The organism is Leptolyngbya sp. Cla-17 (assembly GCF_016807185.1).
Taxonomy (GTDB): domain Bacteria; phylum Cyanobacteriota; class Cyanobacteriia; order Leptolyngbyales; family Leptolyngbyaceae; genus ULC077BIN1.
Map to the genome: position 1 here is coordinate 98590 of NZ_JAEVYN010000004.1, position 18150 is coordinate 116739.

18 protein-coding genes and 1 pseudogene are annotated in these 18150 nt (G+C 47.9%); 12 read left to right on the plus strand and 7 right to left on the minus strand.

Features of this window, described 5'->3' with window-relative positions; genetic code table 11:
• Positions 1-9: 9 nt before the first annotated feature.
• The 6 genes from JOY44_RS27665 to JOY44_RS27690 all read right to left on the minus strand — a co-directional run bounded on the left by JOY44_RS27665 (position 10) and on the right by JOY44_RS27690 (position 9100).
• Positions 10-714 carry a hypothetical protein gene (locus JOY44_RS27665; protein WP_242541921.1) on the minus strand — a complete coding sequence of 235 codons (705 nt, stop codon included), beginning with the start codon at positions 712-714 and terminating at the stop codon, positions 10-12.
• Between the two features lie 203 nt (positions 715-917).
• Positions 918-1313, minus strand: a complete 396-nt coding sequence (locus tag JOY44_RS27670; protein WP_171576691.1) for an HNH endonuclease — start codon at positions 1311-1313, stop codon at positions 918-920.
• Complete coding sequence (locus JOY44_RS27675) at positions 1310-1657, minus strand: hypothetical protein (protein WP_171576692.1); 348 nt, start codon at positions 1655-1657, stop codon at positions 1310-1312. The genes JOY44_RS27670 and JOY44_RS27675 overlap by 4 nt, the downstream gene beginning before the upstream one ends.
• A 113-nt stretch (positions 1658-1770) precedes the next feature.
• A complete protein-coding gene (locus tag JOY44_RS27680; protein ID WP_171576693.1) occupies positions 1771-2844 on the minus strand; it encodes a PDDEXK nuclease domain-containing protein in 1074 nt (357 codons plus the stop codon).
• 463 nt (positions 2845-3307) lie between these two features.
• Positions 3308-5461, minus strand: coding sequence for a peptidase domain-containing ABC transporter (locus JOY44_RS27685; protein ID WP_171576694.1), 2154 nt, complete (start codon positions 5459-5461; stop codon positions 3308-3310).
• A gap of 42 nt (positions 5462-5503) precedes the next feature.
• Positions 5504-9100, minus strand: coding sequence for an eIF2A-related protein (locus JOY44_RS27690; protein ID WP_171576695.1), 3597 nt, complete (start codon positions 9098-9100; stop codon positions 5504-5506).
• 266 nt (positions 9101-9366) lie between these two features.
• Here JOY44_RS27690 and JOY44_RS27695 point away from each other — a divergent pair, with 266 nt between their 5' ends.
• From JOY44_RS27695 to JOY44_RS27720, 6 genes are all read left to right on the plus strand, one after another.
• Positions 9367-9567 (plus strand): hypothetical protein, encoded by a 201-nt coding sequence (locus JOY44_RS27695; protein WP_171576696.1) that lies wholly within the window; start codon positions 9367-9369, stop codon positions 9565-9567.
• A gap of 68 nt (positions 9568-9635) precedes the next feature.
• Complete coding sequence (locus tag JOY44_RS27700; protein WP_171576697.1) at positions 9636-9803, plus strand: hypothetical protein; 168 nt, start codon at positions 9636-9638, stop codon at positions 9801-9803.
• 268 nt (positions 9804-10071) lie between these two features.
• Positions 10072-10260: a hypothetical protein gene (locus tag JOY44_RS27705; protein ID WP_171576698.1), complete on the plus strand. Its 189-nt coding sequence runs from the start codon at positions 10072-10074 to the stop codon at positions 10258-10260.
• Positions 10261-10330: 70 nt separating this feature from the next.
• Complete coding sequence (locus JOY44_RS33140; RefSeq protein ID WP_415881143.1) at positions 10331-10555, plus strand: H-X9-DG-CTERM domain-containing protein; 225 nt, start codon at positions 10331-10333, stop codon at positions 10553-10555.
• A gap of 259 nt (positions 10556-10814) precedes the next feature.
• Positions 10815-11051, plus strand: coding sequence for a hypothetical protein (locus JOY44_RS27715; protein WP_207211234.1), 237 nt, complete (start codon positions 10815-10817; stop codon positions 11049-11051).
• Between the two features lie 90 nt (positions 11052-11141).
• Entirely contained in the window at positions 11142-12488 is a 1347-nt protein-coding gene (locus JOY44_RS27720; RefSeq protein WP_242541922.1) for an HlyD family secretion protein, read from the plus strand.
• A gap of 203 nt (positions 12489-12691) precedes the next feature.
• Here JOY44_RS27720 and JOY44_RS27725 read toward each other — a convergent pair.
• Positions 12692-13395: pseudogene (locus tag JOY44_RS27725) on the minus strand (IS1 family transposase).
• Positions 13396-13547: 152 nt separating this feature from the next.
• Between JOY44_RS27725 and JOY44_RS27730 the strand changes: the two are divergent.
• The 6 genes from JOY44_RS27730 (at position 13548) to JOY44_RS27755 (ending at position 18106) form a co-directional block, all read left to right on the plus strand.
• Positions 13548-13934: a hypothetical protein gene (locus JOY44_RS27730; protein WP_171576703.1), complete on the plus strand. Its 387-nt coding sequence runs from the start codon at positions 13548-13550 to the stop codon at positions 13932-13934.
• Positions 13935-14000: 66 nt separating this feature from the next.
• A complete protein-coding gene (locus tag JOY44_RS27735; protein WP_171576704.1) occupies positions 14001-14438 on the plus strand; it encodes a DUF3592 domain-containing protein in 438 nt (145 codons plus the stop codon).
• Between the two features lie 92 nt (positions 14439-14530).
• Complete coding sequence (locus JOY44_RS27740) at positions 14531-15178, plus strand: leucine-rich repeat domain-containing protein (protein WP_203032200.1); 648 nt, start codon at positions 14531-14533, stop codon at positions 15176-15178.
• 146 nt (positions 15179-15324) lie between these two features.
• Positions 15325-16374, plus strand: a complete 1050-nt coding sequence (locus tag JOY44_RS27745) for a leucine-rich repeat domain-containing protein (protein ID WP_203032201.1) — start codon at positions 15325-15327, stop codon at positions 16372-16374.
• Positions 16375-16419: 45 nt separating this feature from the next.
• The gene (locus JOY44_RS27750) at positions 16420-17610 is read left to right on the plus strand and encodes a WD40 repeat domain-containing protein (RefSeq protein WP_171576707.1); all 1191 of its coding nucleotides are present in this window, start codon (positions 16420-16422) and stop codon (positions 17608-17610) included.
• A gap of 94 nt (positions 17611-17704) precedes the next feature.
• Positions 17705-18106 carry a DUF3592 domain-containing protein gene (locus tag JOY44_RS27755; protein ID WP_171576708.1) on the plus strand — a complete coding sequence of 134 codons (402 nt, stop codon included), beginning with the start codon at positions 17705-17707 and terminating at the stop codon, positions 18104-18106.
• Positions 18107-18150 lie beyond the last annotated feature (44 nt).

Sequence of the window (18150 nt, forward strand, 5' to 3'; positions counted from 1 at the left end):
GGTGCTGCTCTACTCCGCAAGAATATCTTTGACTGTTTGCCAGATGCGTTTAAATTTTTGCAGTAATCCTAGTGGATTATTGGTTGGTTCTTCGTCCACTGAATTGATGAGTGACTGAATGCGATCCATGCGGGTAGCGATCGCGTCTAGGTTGGTCAATGCGCCTTCTTCTCGGTTCATCGAGTCGCGGAGCATCAGGCTCATTTCGCCAATTTCTTGCTTTAAGCGTTCATTTTCTCGCTTGCGGCGAGTTTCCCAGCCTTTAATGCCTGCCTTAGAGCGTCGTTCAAATTTGAGGTCGTCTTGAACCTGAGTATAGAGAGTGAGGTAATGCTGGCGTTCTGCGTCAGCGGTTTCATATTTTGCTGATAGCTCGATCGTTCGGGATTGCTCTTGGTTGTAGAGGGTGAGGTAAGTCTGTGCTTGAGTGTGGGATTCCTGATACAGGGTAAGGGTAGAGCGATATCGGTGCTGTTCTTCCTGATATAGGGTGAGGGCGGATTGGTGCTTTTGCTGTGCTTCTAAATAAAGTTGGTGGTTCTGTTGGGCTTCTTGTTCAAGTGTCTGATTGCTCTGGCGGAGTTCATCCCGGTCGCTGCGAGCTTTGAGCAAAAGACTCCGAAGTTCATGGGGTGGGGTTGGCTCGGATTGCCGGGAGGTGGGATTGTGAATAGAATTGTCATCGGAATTATCGCGTCGATCTGCTCTTCGCATAGGCATAGTGCAACCTCAAGAAGCCTTTTTTAACCCTTCTGGTTTAGGATGCCCCAATCCGGAGAGTGTTAACAGAGGATGAAGCTACAACTCGTCTCAAAAGGCACGATGCAGAATCGTTTGAAATAAATGCTTTGCCTGTTGATCGACAGGTTGACGGATCGCTGGCAAAACCAAGCAATTAGAGCAACTTTCAAAGTTTTCTACTGGGGTAGGAAACGCTGACGTTCGGCGATGCGCTCTAAGGTGTTGAGTTGAAGTAGAAAGGCAGTTGTTCGTCCTACTGGAGAAACGCCGATGATCTGAAAACTTTGGAGTTGAAAGTGCTCTGTCCAGAGTTGAGTTCGGGGGTTGAAGAGAAAGCTAAAGTGGTTAGTTTCTGGGTCAAAAGAGCCAAGATCAGTGCCTTTATGACGGTTGCAGCGCCAGCAGGCTAGAGCAAGGTTATCGGCTTCCGTTTTGCCGTTGTGTTTTTCGGGGACGACGTGATCGACTTCGTGGGGAAAGAAAGATAGTTGGGCAGGTAGCAAGCAATATTCGCAGCGATCGCCTGCCCGTTCTTCTACCAGACGACGAAGTTGGGCTGGGATGTAGGTCATGCGGAGGCGGCAAGATAGGGGAGGGAACCCGACTTAATTAGGATGACTAGATGTTCAATCCGTTCATATTCATTGAGTTCGGCTTGCTCAGCAGGGGTGAAAATCTCTGCATGACTACGGCTGATTAGGGTTTGCAGGCGCTCTTGCATTTCAGCGGTGGGGCGGAAATTGGCAATTTCTTTTGGGGTGGGATTGCTGGCAAGAAAGTTGAGGATGTAGTGATAGATGTGGGCAGGTAAGGCTGGCTGTTGCAAACTGAGTTGTAGCAGTTCTGGCAATCTGTCGCCCAACTGTTGCAATTGTTCCGAGAGTTCATCAGGTACGGTGATTGTGATTTGTGCCATTGCCCAGTCTCTATAATCTCGACCGCTTCAACTCTAACATTTTGGTTTTCTACAGCTCGCCCCGAAAGGCGCGATGCAGGACAGTTTGAAAGAGACTGTCGTCATTTCCTGCTTTATTCCGTGACCTCTTCGGTTCCCTCTATATCCCTACTCTTAACCGTCGCCACAACCGTATTTAACTCCATCTCCAACTGCTCAATCGTCGGTAGGCTCTCCTGCAATGGCTTAGGTAATGCACCCGCAAGTTGATGCGTTGACACTCCAATCGGCTTGTTCACGTCCCGCAGCGCATACTCCGCCACGGCTTTGTTCTTCGACTTGCATAAAATAATTCCGATCGTCGGTTGATCGTCAGAGTGACGCAGCAAGTCATCCACTGCCGACACGTAAAAATTCATCTTGCCAGAAAACTCTGGTTTAAACTCGGTCATCTTCAGGTCGATCACCACATAGCAACGCAGACGAAGATGGTAGAACAACAGATCAATGTAAAAATCCTCTCCACCCACAATCAAGCGATACTGGCTACCCACAAAGGCAAACCCTACCCCCAGTTCCAGCAAAAATTCTCGGATGTGGCTCACCAAGGCGCTTTCTAAATCTCGCTCTTGTGCCTCCGCCCCTAAACTAAGGAAATCAAAATGATAGGGGTCTTTGATCAGTTGTTGAGCCAGATCCGATTGAGGGGCGGGGAGAGCACGCTCGAAGTTGGTGGTTGCTCCTCCCTGGCGCTGGTAAAGCTGGCTTTCGATCTGATACACCAAAATGTTTCGGCTCCAGCCATGTTCCACTGACTTCTGGGCATACCATAGCCGCTCGTTGACTGGCTTTAGCTTCTCCAACAGGGCAACGTTGTGATACCAAGTAATTTGTGCAAGCACCCCTTGCACAATTGCATCCTCTGGGTAGGCTTCGGCGAACGATCTCATGTACTTGAGGTTGCGCGGCGAAAAACCCTTCATCTCCGGGAATTCCTTTTGCAAGTCTTTCGCCAACCGATCAATCACCTTTGCTCCCCAGCCCTGCTGCTGCTGCCGGGTCAAAATTTCCCGTCCGATTTGCCAGTAGAGTAATACCAACTCCCGATTGACCGCCAACGCTGCTCGTACTTGCGCCGTGCGAATTCGCTCCTTTAAATCCCGTAGAAGGGCGTTGTAGTCCCCAGTAGTAGATAGATCTTTCGTCATTGTTCAAGCTGCTCAAGACTCTGCTCATCATACGTGGAGAAGCAACTTTAATTTAATGGGCGACTGGAAACCAGATTTACTTAACTGCGGAGGATTACGCTAATCCTCTAACACTCTGCCTCTACGTCGCGCTGCTACTTACCCCCGTGTATCAAAACTCGTCGCACTTACTCCGTTTTGATGCATAGATAGATTGACGACTTGTTTTACAAAGTTTAGAGGGTGAAACGCCAGATCGCCGTTGCAAAGTGCAACTCTCTCTTTTGGGGTCGTTTTATTTACACTTCTAATCTGCACACTCTTCATCTAGGGGTAAGGATAGCGGTGCGATGTAGAAAGCTAATTGTCGTCTAATAGACTCTAGATGACCCTGACTTTGACGCTAAGATTCAGGCAGCCGTTTTGCGACAAATGCAAGCCGTAGATAATAACGGTGAAGCGGCGATCTAATCTCTCACCTGAATTAGGGATTAAGAAAGTCTAGATGTTCCCCCGGAAGTTGGCTTAAGGCTTTCGGGGTTCCCGTTTGCTTCAGTTCCCCCTGATCCAACAGCACAATCCAATCAGCTCGTTGAATCACTCTGGGGCGATGGCTGATCATAATGGTGGTTTTGCCCTGACGGTTCACTAGCAGTTGATCCAGCACTTCGGCTTCGGTCACTGGGTCGAGGGCACCCGTCGATTCATCTAGAATCAGCACCGGGGGATCGATGAGAATGGCACGGGCGATCGCTAACCGTTGCCGTTGTCCGCCGGATAGATTCGCGCCGAATTCGCCTAGCACTGTGTGGTACTTATCCGGCAGGTCGCTGATGAACTGATCGGCACCGGCAACCTGGCAGGCGTAGACAATCTGTTCTAGCGTTGCGTTGGGATAGCTGAAGCGGAAGTTGTTGATAATCGATCGACTCCAGAAATGCGCTTCCTGGGGCACGAGAGACACCTGCTGTCGCAGACACTCCAGCGCCAGATCCGATTGGTTGTACTGCCCAAAGCGAATATTACCGGATTGCAATGGGTATAAGCCTGCAATCAGTTTTGCCAGCGTGCTTTTGCCGCAACCCGATTTACCAATCAACGCCGTGACTTTGCCACCGGGAATGGTAATCGAAAAGTCCTTCAGCAGGGCAACCCGTCCGATGTGGTGAAAGTTCAGATTCGTGCAGGTGATAGGGGCATCGGATGGAATTTCTACCCAATCTTTGGGCGCGTTTGCCTGAACTTCAGGAGTGGCATCAATAATGTCGCTAATCCGCTGAGTGGCGGTTTTAGCACGAGCAAACTCATCGACAAAACTGATCACCGTGCTGATTAAGGTCGTAAAGTTGCGGTTCATGGCGTTGAATGCCAGCAGTTGCCCGATCGACAGTTCTTGCCGAATCACCAAAAAACTGCCAAAACACAGAACCGCTAGCATCCCCAAACCAGAGACCAGAGTAGAAAAGACATGATTCACAATGCTGATTTGCAACAGGCTGAAGGTAACATTGGCGAGCTTGCCAAACCGACTTTGTACTTCTTCCCAGGCTTGCGGTGTGGCATTCGTCGTTTTCAGCGTCAGAGCACCTTTGAAGGTTTCCACCAGCAACCCTTGATTCTCCGTATCTGTCACCAGCACATCGCGGGTCTTTTGTTGCAATGCGGGTAGAAATATTAGCGTCGAGAGAGTCATCAGCATGGCTACTGCGATCGCCGCTACTGTCAGCTTCCAGCTATAAATCAGCATCAATCCCAGGGACACCAGCGCAATGAAGGACTCACTGGGTAAAGTGATCACGACCTGGGAAACCAGCAAATTGATCTCTCGAATATCGCGCAGACGACTGACAATTTCGCCACTTCGGTGCGATTCGTAATAGCTGAGGGGCAGTTGCAGAATTTGACGACCAAAATCCAGTGCCAATCCGAGTTCCAGTCGTTGGGCGAAGTGGGCAACCAGGTGTCCCTGAATCAGGCGCATCAAACTACTGAACAGAGTCATGGCTGTTACGGCGATCGCGATCGTCACCAATAAGTCCAAATCTCCCCGCACCAGCACATCATCGGTTAGCACCTGGATTAGCAGAGGAAATGCCAGGGACAACAGCCCAATCACCAGATTTAGCGGTAACACCTGGGCAATTAGAGCGCGGTAATGCCAGACCCGACGGAAGAAGCGACCAAATCCAGCAATTTGATCATTCGGTTGTTCGTAAAAGCGGCTTTCATCCACCACCAAGAGCAGCATCACACCATTACTCCAGGACTCCATCAACGCTTCACGGGTAAGATAGCGGATGCCCACTCCCGGATCAGCAATCACATACCGATTACGCTTGCGACCATACAAAACCACCCAGTGATAGCCCTTCCAGTGAATAACGGCAGGCAAGGGGGCTTCATCCAATTGATCGATAAACTCGGAGGTTGCTTTGACTGCACGAGCATTAAAGCCTAGGGTTTCTGCACCCCGACGCAATCCCAGAAGCGTTGTCCCAAGTTGCCCCGTCCCGATCGCCTCCCGAATGCGGGGAATAGCAAAGGTTCGCCCATAGGATTTAGCAACAGTGGCAAGACAGGCAGCGCCACAATCTTCTTCACTGTGCTGGAGAACAATTGGATAGCCTGGATAGTTCATCAAAGTTTGGCAGCGATTGAGCAATGTACATAGGATTATTATCTATTGCACGGTTGCCCCTAAGCTGATCAACATGGATTGTTGCGCGTCGGTTACACCCTTAACTCCACCAATATTCATCTCAGCATATAACTCTGGCAACTTGAGAACCTGAATGCATTGCTGAGCTTCGAGATTCCACAATTGCAACGTGCCATTATCTCCCCCGCTCACCAGGGTTTGACCGTCTGGACTAAACGCCACAGAATGCACTAATGAATTAGCCTGAAAAATGGCTCGGCAGTCCCAGGACGGAACATCCCAGATACGAATTGTTTTGTCAAAACTCCCGGTGGCGAAGGTCTGACCATCCGGAGAAAAGGCAATTCCCATCACAACATTATGATGAGCGCTGAGGGTGCGATCACACTGTCCAGTCTCCAGTGACCATAGTTTCACCATAGCATCCGAGCTTGCCGTGGCAATGAACGGGAGAGAGGGATGAAAGACAATCGTCGTCAATGCATTCGTATGACCCATCAAGATGTGTAAACACTGCCCAGAGTCAACATCCCAGATTCTCACCATCTGATCAAAGCTGCCGCTAGCGAGAAGTTTACCGGTTGGAGAAAACGCAACAGACCAAATCACGGCTTTGTGTCCTTCCAGAATTTTCTCAACCTGTTGATGCTTTAGATTAAAAATTTGCACATTTTTGTCGTCGCCGCCACTCGCGATCAACGAGCCATCCGGGTGAAAGCAAACTGAATTCACCTTGCCAATATGGGCTGGGATGGTGATTGAACAGGTTCCATTTTGAACATCCCAGAGTTTCAGGTTTGAGTTAGCGTGCATATTTCCACTCATCAACTGTTGCCCATCAGGACTGAAGGCGATCGCATGAACTTCACTGGGATGCTTCATGGTTTGGATGCACTGTTTGTCAGCAACCTGCCAAATTCTAATGATGCCATCCAGGCTGCTACTGGCGATGGTTTGACCGTTTGGAGAAAACGCAGCGAACCAAATAATATTCTTATATCCCGACCAGGTTCTGGCACAGGCTTTATTCGCCAGATCCCAGTGCTTGATCAACCGATCCATGCCACCACTAGCTAGCGTTTTGCTATCGGCAGAAAACGCAACGGACATCACCATACTGCTGTGACCTCGGAAACAGGCAGTGCATCGTCTATCCTCAATGTTCCAAAGTCTGACTGTTTGATCCATACTGCCACTGGCAATAGTTTGACCATCCGGGGAAAAGGCAACGGACCAAATTTGCAGGGTATGTCCTTCAAAGTCTTGCAGACAAAGTCCAGACTGGAGATCCCAGAGTTTGACAAGATAGTCATTGCCGCCACTGACAATATAGTGACCATCGGGTGAGATATCCACCGTCCAAACAGTGTGGGAATGCCCTTCAAACGTTCTGATGCACTCCCCTTGCACCAGATCCCACAACCTGACCTGGTGATCTTCACTGCCACTGACCAAATAACGTTGATCTCTTGTAAGCGCGATCGAGCGAACTGATGACTGATTAGCACTTAAAGTCTGCAAGCATTTCCCTGTCTTGCAATCCCACCGTTTGATCGTGCCATCTTCACAACTGCTGGCGAACCAACTGCTGTCCTTGGAGAAGACGACAGACCAGACGATCTTAGTATGGACATTTAAGGTGTATAAACATTGCCCTGTTCTCACCTCCCAGAGCTTAATCGTGCCATCAATGCTGCCACTCACTAGTAATCGACTATCGGGCGAAATGGCGAGAGTAAAGATAAAGTTCTCATGAGCCTTCAGTGTGACTTGGTTTTGTTTGGGGTGATAAAACCACAGATGAATCAACCCGGCAGAATCTCCAGCCGCCCAATACTCGCCATCCGGGCTGAAGGCGATCGCAGGAATCCAGCCAAAGGTTTGGGAAAACCGTGATTTTGATAAATCCGACTGAGAAAAATCGACATTGTATAAGGTGAGTCCCTGTAAATCTGCCTGCCAGACTGTGAGTTGAGAAAAGTTGTAGCCTGATAAATCGCCATCCAACTGGCGCAGCAGGTTAATCATATTCCCGGCGGCGTAACCCCTAGCATGGGCGCGATCGGCTCGCATTGCCTGAAGCATTTGCTGGAAGTGCTGTTCTATTCCTGCGACATTGCCGAAACAGATGATGAGATGGTCAAGGACGGGCTGCAAAATCAACCGAATTTGGGTGTCTTTCACATACTCCTTCGCTTGCACTTGAATCAAGGCGTATTGCTGGAACAAGCATCGATTGGGAATGGTCTCTCCGACTTGCCAGCGACAAAGTTGCTCACTCATTTGTTCAATCAAGCAGTTGGTGACGTATTCCATCACGACGGGCTGCTGGGTAAAGCAGTTTTCCACCTTCTCAATCAGCGATCGACTTTGGAGCGAGGCGAGTACCTGGAGCAGTTGATGGGGAGGAATGGGATGGACTAAATCTTCAGGCAATTCCATTAAGGCGACTGGTTCACGCTTGATGGCGAGCCACATCATCACCTCCTGTTCCTGAGAGCTAAGCCGCTGAAATTGCTGATCCAGGAGTTCGCGAATGTCATCAAAAATGAAAGAAGATCGTCCTAAAATCGCTAAAAACTCATATAAATCTCCGTTACAGATCGCGCGGATGAACGAGGCGGCAATCTTGAGCGCTAGTGGATTGCCTGCGTAGCGCTCAGTGATGAGTTGCCATGCCACTAAATCGCCTGTAAATTGACCAGTACTGCTGATTAGATCTCGCCCTTCGATATAAGACAACCCTTTAATAATGAGTGATCGTACAGGCAAATTCATCCCTACTTTGGGAACCAGATCGCGCGGTCGTTCTCGACTGGTGACGATCAGACAACTCAGATGGGACGTTTCACCGACTCGCTGGAATAATTGACTGTAACCTTCGTAGCCCGGTCGATAGTGGCTATAGCGATCGCCCGTTTGCAAGATTGCTTCAGCATTATCTAAAATCAGCAAACAGCGGTGACTCTGTAGAGAGTGCAGGAGCTGTGAAATCGCCGCCTCAACAGTATAGGGAACCTCCACATCCTGTTGTTGAGATAGGAACTTGATTAAATCTATGACTAGATCCAGGGTGGGAGGTGCATTGCGTAGGCTACGCCAGATGACAAACTCAAAGTCTGATTGGACATTTTGACCGACTTTGATTGAGAGTGCGGTTTTGCCAATCCCCCCCATCCCCAGTAGCAAAATAAATCGACAGCGGTCTGAAATAATCCACTGGCTTAATGTTTCTTGTTCTTCCGATCGTCCAAAAAAAGTGGACACATCAATTGCTTCACCCCAATCGATGTTGCAACGCGGGTAATCATCACGGGGAGCGGGTTGAGCAACGGGTGTAGACGGAAGAAGTGTTTGCTGCCGTTGCCGTGCCAGGGCTGCCTTAAAGTTCGTTTTGCTGACTGGTTCTCCTAAGGCGATGGATAAATCTCGCCAGAGCTTAGGACCTACATCCTTACGCAAATAGTTAGCAGAGTAGCCCGTTTTTTCAGCGATCGCTTCATAGGTCTGTTGCTCCCAGGCTCCCCGCAAAATCAGGGTTTCGACATCGGTCAAGGGTCGTAGTGAATGCTGGACAAGCAAATCACTGCCAAGTTTCAGTGTTTGTTCAATTTCCATGGGCGAACGTCACTCCGCTCTTACCTGACATTTCCAGACATTTTCCACCTATGTCCGTATTTTTGCAAATTCCAGGGCATATTGGGTGTTTTTGCCAGGATCTCGTGGGCTTTGTTAGAGAACTTCATCGCCAGTTTGACGAAGATTCAGAGATCTCACGGAAGCTATTTTTGAAATCCTGACATTTTCGGTAACGACAATCACAAAACCTAGGACTAACTTAGGAATACGAAGCTTCGCACCCAACATTCAAATGGAGAAACACAATGAAACGGATTCAAACTCAAACCAATATCAATCAATTCCTGCAAACTCTATCTGAATCGACAGCTAATGGTACTCAAGTACTTGTTCAGCCTCTTTCTTCTGAAGCTCAACAACAAATTACTGGAGGTGAGCGCACTGGAGCTGATCGTTTAGTTCTTTACACTGAAGAGCTTAAGACAAATCCAAATGCTCGACTTTAGTGAATTTTAGTCTGGAGGGCGATCGCCCTCCTTCCATACAATCCATCAAATCCTAATGGAGAAACATCATGAAACGTCAAATGTCTGTCAATACAACAGCTAATGGTACTCAAGTACTTGTTCAGCCTCTTTCTTCTGAAGCTCAACAACAAATTACTGGAGGTGAGCGCACTGGAGCTGATCGTTTAGTTCTTTACACTGAAGAGCTTAAGACAAATCCAAATGCTCGACTTTAGTAAATTTTAGTCTGGAGGGCGATCGCCCTGCGGGTGGTGGTGGTGGCGACATCATTGTTTTTGACATTGTTGATTCAGTCGCTGAGGGTGGCGGGACTCTAATACCAATAAAAGTCAAACACAACCTATAGCCTGGTTTTGACTCCTCTCTCACCTTCAGGAAGACGCGATCGAGCAGTGTCTCTGCAAGAGAATCGATCGTTTAATTGTCTGACGAGCGATCGCCCGATTTCAACTCAACCTCGATCTCACTTAAATGGAGAGAATCATGAAACAAAGTAAATCTGAAGTTAATTTGAACCAACTGCTACGCGACCTGCCTGAATCAACCCAGCAAGTCATTCGGGGTGGCACTTTTATTGAAGCGAATGAAGTAGATTCTACTGAGGCTGCTGGGACTCCCGTAATTGCTGTTGGTGGCTACATCAGAATTAAGAAATTGAATTCTGGTGGCTAACTAGTTTAGTGAACCCAACAGACCTGTCGATCACTTTTCAACCCCGATCTCATTCAAATGGAGAAACACGATGCAACGGATTAAAACTCAAACAAATATTAACCAATTGTTGCAAGCTATACCTGAAACTACCCAAGAAACCATTTGTGGTGGCTCTACTACTAGTTGTGGGGTAAACACAATGTTCCTTGACGGAAGTGTGAAATTTGTGGGGTCGTCGCTAAGTAGCAATGTTGCATCAACCTCTGGTGGGCCTTATTACACCGGATCTGTCACGGTCTCCGATGATGGTTAATCCTAACTTCTTCAAGAATTGTCGGAGTAATCAGTAGAGAATAGCGCGATCGAACCACGGAAAATCGAAGGAGCGATCGCGCAATCTCGACTCTAATCTAACCAGTCCAAATGGAGAAAAACAATGGATCGGATCAAATCGAAAGTCATCATCAATCGACTCCTACAAACCATGTCTGAAGATGCTCAGCAAGCGGTGAGCGGCGGTGCTATCTACAGTGATCCCGAATACAAATATGTTCCTGTTAGGAGATATAGCTATGCAACAACGTCATCTCATAACAAGGAAAAGCAAGATGACCTCCTCTAGCGATCGCCTTTCAAAACCCAAATACATAGAATTATCAGATGAATTAGCTGCCCATATCTGCGGTGGCACGATCCCTGGAATCCATAAAGATTCCGATGTCACCCTGAAACGAGGGATAATCAGCTCCAATTATTTTGATGGCAAACTATTGACAGCGGATGACCTCAAGGCTGAGCAACGTTCATAACGTAACCCATGCCCATCCTGCGATCGCACTTCAATTTCTGGGATGCGTTGCCCCAGCTCAACTCAAATCTCCTACTCAGATGGAGGAACATTGTTAAACGCTCAAACCCCTTCCTCCGTTAATCCAGAGGGTCTCCGTCTGGTGCAGCCGAATGAGTTTTTGCCGCCTGTCGGTCGGTGGGCAACCTTCGGTAGTATCGCCATGCTTGCCATTTTTGGTGGAACGATCGCTCTCGCTGCGGTGCTGAAGTATCCGACGACTGTTAAAGCTCCGGTCATCATTCGTCCCACTGGAGACCTGCGAATTGTTCAAGCAACAACCACTGGAAAGGTCAACCGGATTGAGGTAAAAACCCATCAGGTTGTGCAACAGGGACAGGCGATCGCCTACCTGGATGACTCTCGCCTCCAAACTCAAAAGCGGCAACTCCAAAGCAGTATTCAACAAACCCAACGGCAACTGAATCAACTTGATGCCCAAATTCAGACGGTGCAAACTCAGAGCGCCGCAGAGGTTCAGGCATATCAGCGGGGAGTCGCCGCCGCAGGAGGGGAACTACGATTAAATCAACGCCAACATCAAGAGCGGCAGACAACTGCGCAGGCAGACGTGCGAGAAGCAGAAGCCGCCGTTAAGTTAGCACAGGAAGAGTTAACCCGCTATCGAACCTTAGCCAATACGGGAGCCGTGAGCCAATCTCAGATTGGTGAGAAAACCACTGCACTGGAAGTTGCCCTTGCCCGCCTGCAACGCACCCAGGCAGCGCTCAATCCCAGTGCAGCATCCGTAGAGATTGCAACGGAAAAGGTCGAACAAGAACGATCAAGAGGGGCTGCAACGCTGGCAACGCTGCATAAGGAACAGGAAGCATTGATTCAGCAACGGGTAAAGTTGCAAAATGAGTTGACTCGCGATCGCCAGGAACTCCAGCAAGTTAAAGCCGATTCAGCTAACACAATTGTTCGGTCACCCGCAACGGGCACAATTCAACAATTGAACCTACGTAATCCTAATCAGGTAGTGCAATCTGGCGACCTGATTGCTCAGATTGCACCCAGTAACGTTCCTTTGATTATTAAATCGTATGTTTCGACCCAGGAGATTGGTCAAGTCAAAATTGGACAACCCGTGAGCATTAAAGTATCAGGATGTCCCTATCCTGACTATGGAACGCTGGCTGGTACCGTTACTGCAATCTCCCCCGATGCATCAGTTTCCCCTTCTCCAACGGCAACTTCTGTGGTTCAAGATCCACCAAATCCCTTGTCGAGCGGTCGCTATGAAGTGATGATTCAATCTCAAACTCGATTTCTTGGCTCGCCTGACCGTCCGTGCTATCTGCAAGCTGGAATGGATGGGAGTGCAGAGATTGTGACTCGTCAGGAGACGGTATTGCTCTTTCTTCTGAAAAAGGCAAGGCTACTAATCCGGGTGTGAAACAGACGGGGCAATTAGGGGTAAAAGTAGCAAAAGCTATGACACAACCATTCGCATTTAGGATGTGGCATCCTGGCAATGCCGAGCCGTTTTTCAAGCAAATTCGGTTGTGCATTCTGTAGCATTTAGTCCAGATAATCAAACCCTGATCAGTGGGGGCAACAACAAATAAAGGAAGATAAATAACTTTCGGCGTTGCTGAATCAGCCTATGATGGGCTGAGGAATGGGCACCTCTCGGAACTTGAGATAGTGAAGTAACAATCGAATTGAATGCGCCAGCATTTCTACTGATTTGGAATAACACAACGTCTTACGATGTAATCAAGCCAGATAATGGCGTAAGCGAGTGTTTTCCCCTTCCACTCTAGTCATGTAAGTTTTGCTCACAATCTGGTCACCCTCGCGGATAAAACTAGGATAAACAGACCAGCCATCCGTGATGTAGAAATAGCACTGCCAGGTTGCCACCACTGCCCATAAAGGTTTGAAGGTCTGGGCACTATGATCGCCTAATACCCAGCCTAAGATCCCTGGCTTGAAGTGGTCAACCGCCGTCCACAGCCAGATTTTGTTTTTTTTGAGCCGACAAAAGTTTCCAATTCATCAAGTTCACCAACTTGATGAACCGTCTCAGGTGCATAGGCATCGGGAAGTAATTCCCCCACTTGCTTGACCCAGGTAATCACGGTCGTGTGATGCACTCCTTTGACCCGTTCAATCGCTCGAAATCCTAAGCCATTGACGTACATTCTCAGGCACTCCCGCTTAAACTCATCCGAGTATCCAGCAGGCGGAGAATAGGTGTCAAAGAACTGCCGTCTGCACTCCTTGCAGATGTGATTTTGTTTCCCTTTTTGCTTCCCATTTTTACTGATATTAGTCGAGCCACATTCTGGACACTGCATTGTTTCTCCCCTGATTTCATAGCCTCATTATGCAACGCCTAACTTTCTTAATGCTTACGCGAAGCTTACCTGACATTCCCAGACATTTTTGGTAACGACAATCAAAATCTCGACCACTATGCTGAAAGTATCGAATTTGTTGAAAGGAAACTATGAACGCATTGGCTAAACTCTCAATCTGCACAATTGTTAGCACAGCATTTCTATCGATCGCTTCTAGTGCGATCGCGGCTCCAGCAGCCTTCAAAACTGAGCGTGGTCACGTCATTGTCACAGGTCTAGTTCCAACGCAAAGATACCAAATTAGAACGCTGAGCGCTCAGGACAAGCCAGGTACGCGCCAGGACAAAGCCGCAAATCGTTGCGGTGAAGTTGTGATTGAGAAGGCGGCGAATTATAAGCGATTGGCTGTGGGTCAAGTGGAGATTGAGCCTGCTACTTTACCAACAAATACCTATGAAAGATGTCAGCCGCAAAGAAGCGGTGCAACCATGCAACCGACTGGTGTTGAACGGGCAAACACCCCAACACCTAGATAAACCGCAATTGATGAGAAGTAAAGGGCTAGCAACCACTAGCCCCGTGAACGTTTAAATAATTGAAATATGCAATCGATTAGCCGAAATCAGTTAAACCTGATTGGTATCTTTACTTTAATGATTGGTGCAGGGTTCCTCCTGACTGCTGGTGTTTTAACCGCATCTACCTATCGATTTGTCGCGATGGCATCTCGATCGGAAGGAAGAGTCATTCGTCTCACCACACGCAATCTTGAACCTGTGATTCGGTTTGTGCCAGCAGGGTCAACCAACGCTGTTGAGTTTGTGGGGAAGATACCGATTACGGGAGTGATGAATAGATATGGCGTAGGTGATAAAGTCCCTGTTTTGTACCTCAAGGATGGTGGATATCCTTCTGGTTTCCAGACGGGTATCGACACCATAGGTGCCCTATGGTCTCTTCAGTTGTTCTATGCAGTGTTGGGTACGTCAGCGATTTTTAATGGTTTGCGTGTAAAACGTTTGGCTTCGAGGCAATCATAGAACAATTACATTGCAATATGATGAAAAGAATACGACGGAATTTAAAGTACTTCATTAGCACTGGTTTAGTCACAGTTTTAATAACTGGAATTGTGAATCGTGCTGTCGCTCAACCCAATTCTAACAAATTTAAAACCTTTACTGAATGGTGTAAAACCAAAGAAAACTTGCCGCCCGATGCTCGTCATACCGTCGAGATATTGTTGGCAGAAGCCGAAACACAACATTGCGATCGCGCCGAAGTAGTCTTGTCAGGCTCAACGAGGCTACTTCTCATCAACAGACAGATTAAAAATTTGCAGCCGCTCACTATCTTACAGAATCTCAAGGAGCTTGATCTGAGTGGTAATCAAATTACAGACTTGCGCCCACTTTCTACTCTCACCAATCTAACAATGCTAACTCTCAGCGGCAATCAAATTGTCGATTTAGAACCCTTATCGAGGTTAACTAACTTGGTTGAGCTTTGGCTAAGCCGCAATCAAATTGTTGATTTAGAACCCTTAGCAAAACTATCTAACTTAACCGAGCTTTGGCTAACTGATAATCAAGTTGCCGATGTGCACTCCCTATCAACTCTCACCAACTTGAAGCGGCTTGCTCTTGCCTATAATCAAATTGTCGATGTGCAGTCCTTATCGCCTCTGACTAATCTCGAATCACTGCTTCTACATAACAACCAAATTAAACACGTGGCACCGCTCAAAACGCTGACAAATTTAGCTACTCTACCTCAGTAATAATCAAATAGAACAAGCACATTCATTATCCACTTTAGGAAATCTAAAGATACTTTTACTGAGTGAGAATCCATTACGCGATCGCACCTGTCCAGTTAAGCCGACAGCAATTTGTGGTTTCTAATTCTCCAAGATGGAGTTCAATCATGCTAAAACAACGACTCAATGAAAATCTTCGCAGTGCTCTCAGTATCTGTCTATTATCAGTTTCGCTATTTGGGAGTTTGAGCGATCGCGCAACAGCTCAAACATCCAATGAATTGACCCGCTTTTCAGATTGGTGTCAGCAGAAAGCAACCCTGAATCCTGAGGCTCGTCATACGGTTAACGTCCTGCTTAAGGAAGCAAAGACACAGGATTGCAAAAAGGCTGAGACAACCTTAACAGGCTTAACAGAACTGTTTCTGACCAGCGACCAGATTAAGGATTTGCAACCTCTAGCGACTCTGACGAATCTTAAAAAGCTAGATCTGACTAACAACCAAATTACCGATGTCCAACCCCTTTCTGCCCTGACTAACCTGCGATCGCTTTCTCTGGCTGTCAACCAAATTACCGATGTCCAACCCCTTTCTACTCTCACTAACTTGCAAAGCCTGGATCTGATTGGCAATCAAGTTTCAAATTTAACAGGGCTATCCAATCTGAAAAATCTAGAGACGCTTGGGCTGGATCGCAATCAAGTTCATGATTTGAAGCCTCTTGCGACCCTGACAACTCTAAAGGAACTCTCCCTCAGTGACAATCAAATTGCCGATCTACAACCCCTATCGACTCTGCGTAACCTGGATGCTTTAGTTCTTAGCAGCAATCGGATTATCAGCGTGCAACCCCTATCAGCACTGACTAACTTGAAGCTACTGTGGTTGAGCAAGAATCAGGTTAGCGATGCAACCCCTCTCTCGACTCTCACAAACTTGACCTTTCTTGCCCTTGACCACAATCAAATTGTCGAGGTTCAACCCCTCTCCACCCTCACTAAGCTTGATATGCTTTTCCTCCACAATAATCAAATTACTAATGTTGCTCCTCTTGCCACGCTGACAAAGCTAGGTATGCTTTTCTTGAACGGAAATCGGATTGAGCAGGTGCAACCCCTAGCGGCTTTAAAGCATCTCCAAGCACTGATACTGGTTGATAATTCGCTGCGCGATCGCACCTGTCCAGTACAACCCGCAAGTGTCTGTGCGTTCTAACCACAGTGCTCTGACGCACTTAACCCAAATTTCCCCTGGTGGTTTATGAAAGCTGCGAAAACTGTCATCATTTCGATTGTTGGGGCTGGAGCGATGATCGCGGTAGTGCTGGGCATTATGTCTGGCATCAACTATCTGGGAGGACTCCTTTGGCGGGATGAAGCGCTGGTATGTCGGAAGGAGAGGCTGAACGCGCTGGCAGTGACGGCGGATGGCAACACCTTAATTGCTGGAGGGACACACATCAGACTGTGGGATATTGCTACAGGCAAAAAACTGTATGGCAGCACCACGGTCCGCTATGGAGCGGGAAAAATGGCTGGGCTGTCACCGGCTGTCGTTAGTGCCCTGGTCATTACCCCGGATCAGCGGTTGTTCATCAGTGCCGTCAGTTCATTAGGGGCGATCGGTAGCCAGGGAGTGCATGAAATTCAGGTTTGGGATTTGGCAAGGCATCAACCAATTCGCTTCTTCATCTTCAATGGACATCGCGATCGCGTGCGCTTTCTAGCGGTTAGCCCAGATAGCCAAACTCTAGTCAGTCAGGATGATAGCGGTGTGATTCAGCTTCGGAACTTAGCAACAGGACAGGTGAAGAAAACCTGGAATACTGAGGTATCGCAACGGTTTCCTATTTTGATCAGTTCCGATGGCAAGGTGTTTACCAGTATGGGTAAGGATGGAACTGTAACCCTATGGGACATGGCAACGGGCAATGCGGTGAGCAAGCTAAAAGCTGATCCGAGCCATACCCCGCTGGCAATCAGTGCGAACAATAAAACCTTGCTGACCCAGAATGCGGGAGATGTAAAGCGGTTTAGAGCAATTGCCACTGGAGCAGAATTAAAAACCTTGAAGGGGAGCTACATCGAATCTGCCTTCGCGGTTAGCCCTGATCGCAAGCAGGGGTTGATTACGATTGATGCTGGCATCAATCGCTATGACTTGGTTACAGGTACAGAATTACAAACCTTCAACACTGACAAGTTCTACAACGCGATCGCAATTACCCCTGATGGTTCTTCATTCCTCACCCTAGACCCTGAAGACAATTACACCTTGTGGAATTTAGCAACGGGGACAAGGATGCGACAGCTTGAAGGCAAAGCGGGTCGGGGAGATAAAGCGTTTGCTGGGGCTAAAATCTTGGTAAACGCTGCAAATCATACTAGCAATAGGATTACCCTGTGGGATTTGCAAACCGGAAAACGAATCCGAAAATTTTGCAATCAGTAAATGACAGTTTTAAGAGTGCTACACCCTAAGTTCAACCAGACAGTTTGCCTTAAAGTCTATTGCAACACACTACTTTAGGAGTTAAACCAGCCCGATGCAAGCCATTGATCGAGACATGCAAAAATTGCTCGGTATTCTCTTTCCAATTCTTGGCGTTGTACTCCTACTGGGAGCGAGTATTGAAGCACTGATGACCCATCGCTTTATCACGCTGGCATCCAGGGCAGAAGGTGAAGTCGTCCGGCTTGATGCAGGGGGTGCTCATCCAGTCATCCAATTTGCACCAGCCGGAAAAGCCGTCATTAAATTTTCGACCAGTGGGTATATCAACTACGCTGTCGGCGATCGAGTAGCAGTTTTGTACTTAGAGGATGCTCAAGACCCATCGATGACTTGGGCAAAAATCGACACACCAGGAGCTTTATGGTTTGAAGAAATTCATCTAGTGGGGCTAGGTGCAGCGATGCTGATAGCAGGCTTATACAATCGGCGGTAATGTTCTAGATGTCTGGAGAGGAGAACTATGCGGGTGTAACCCGC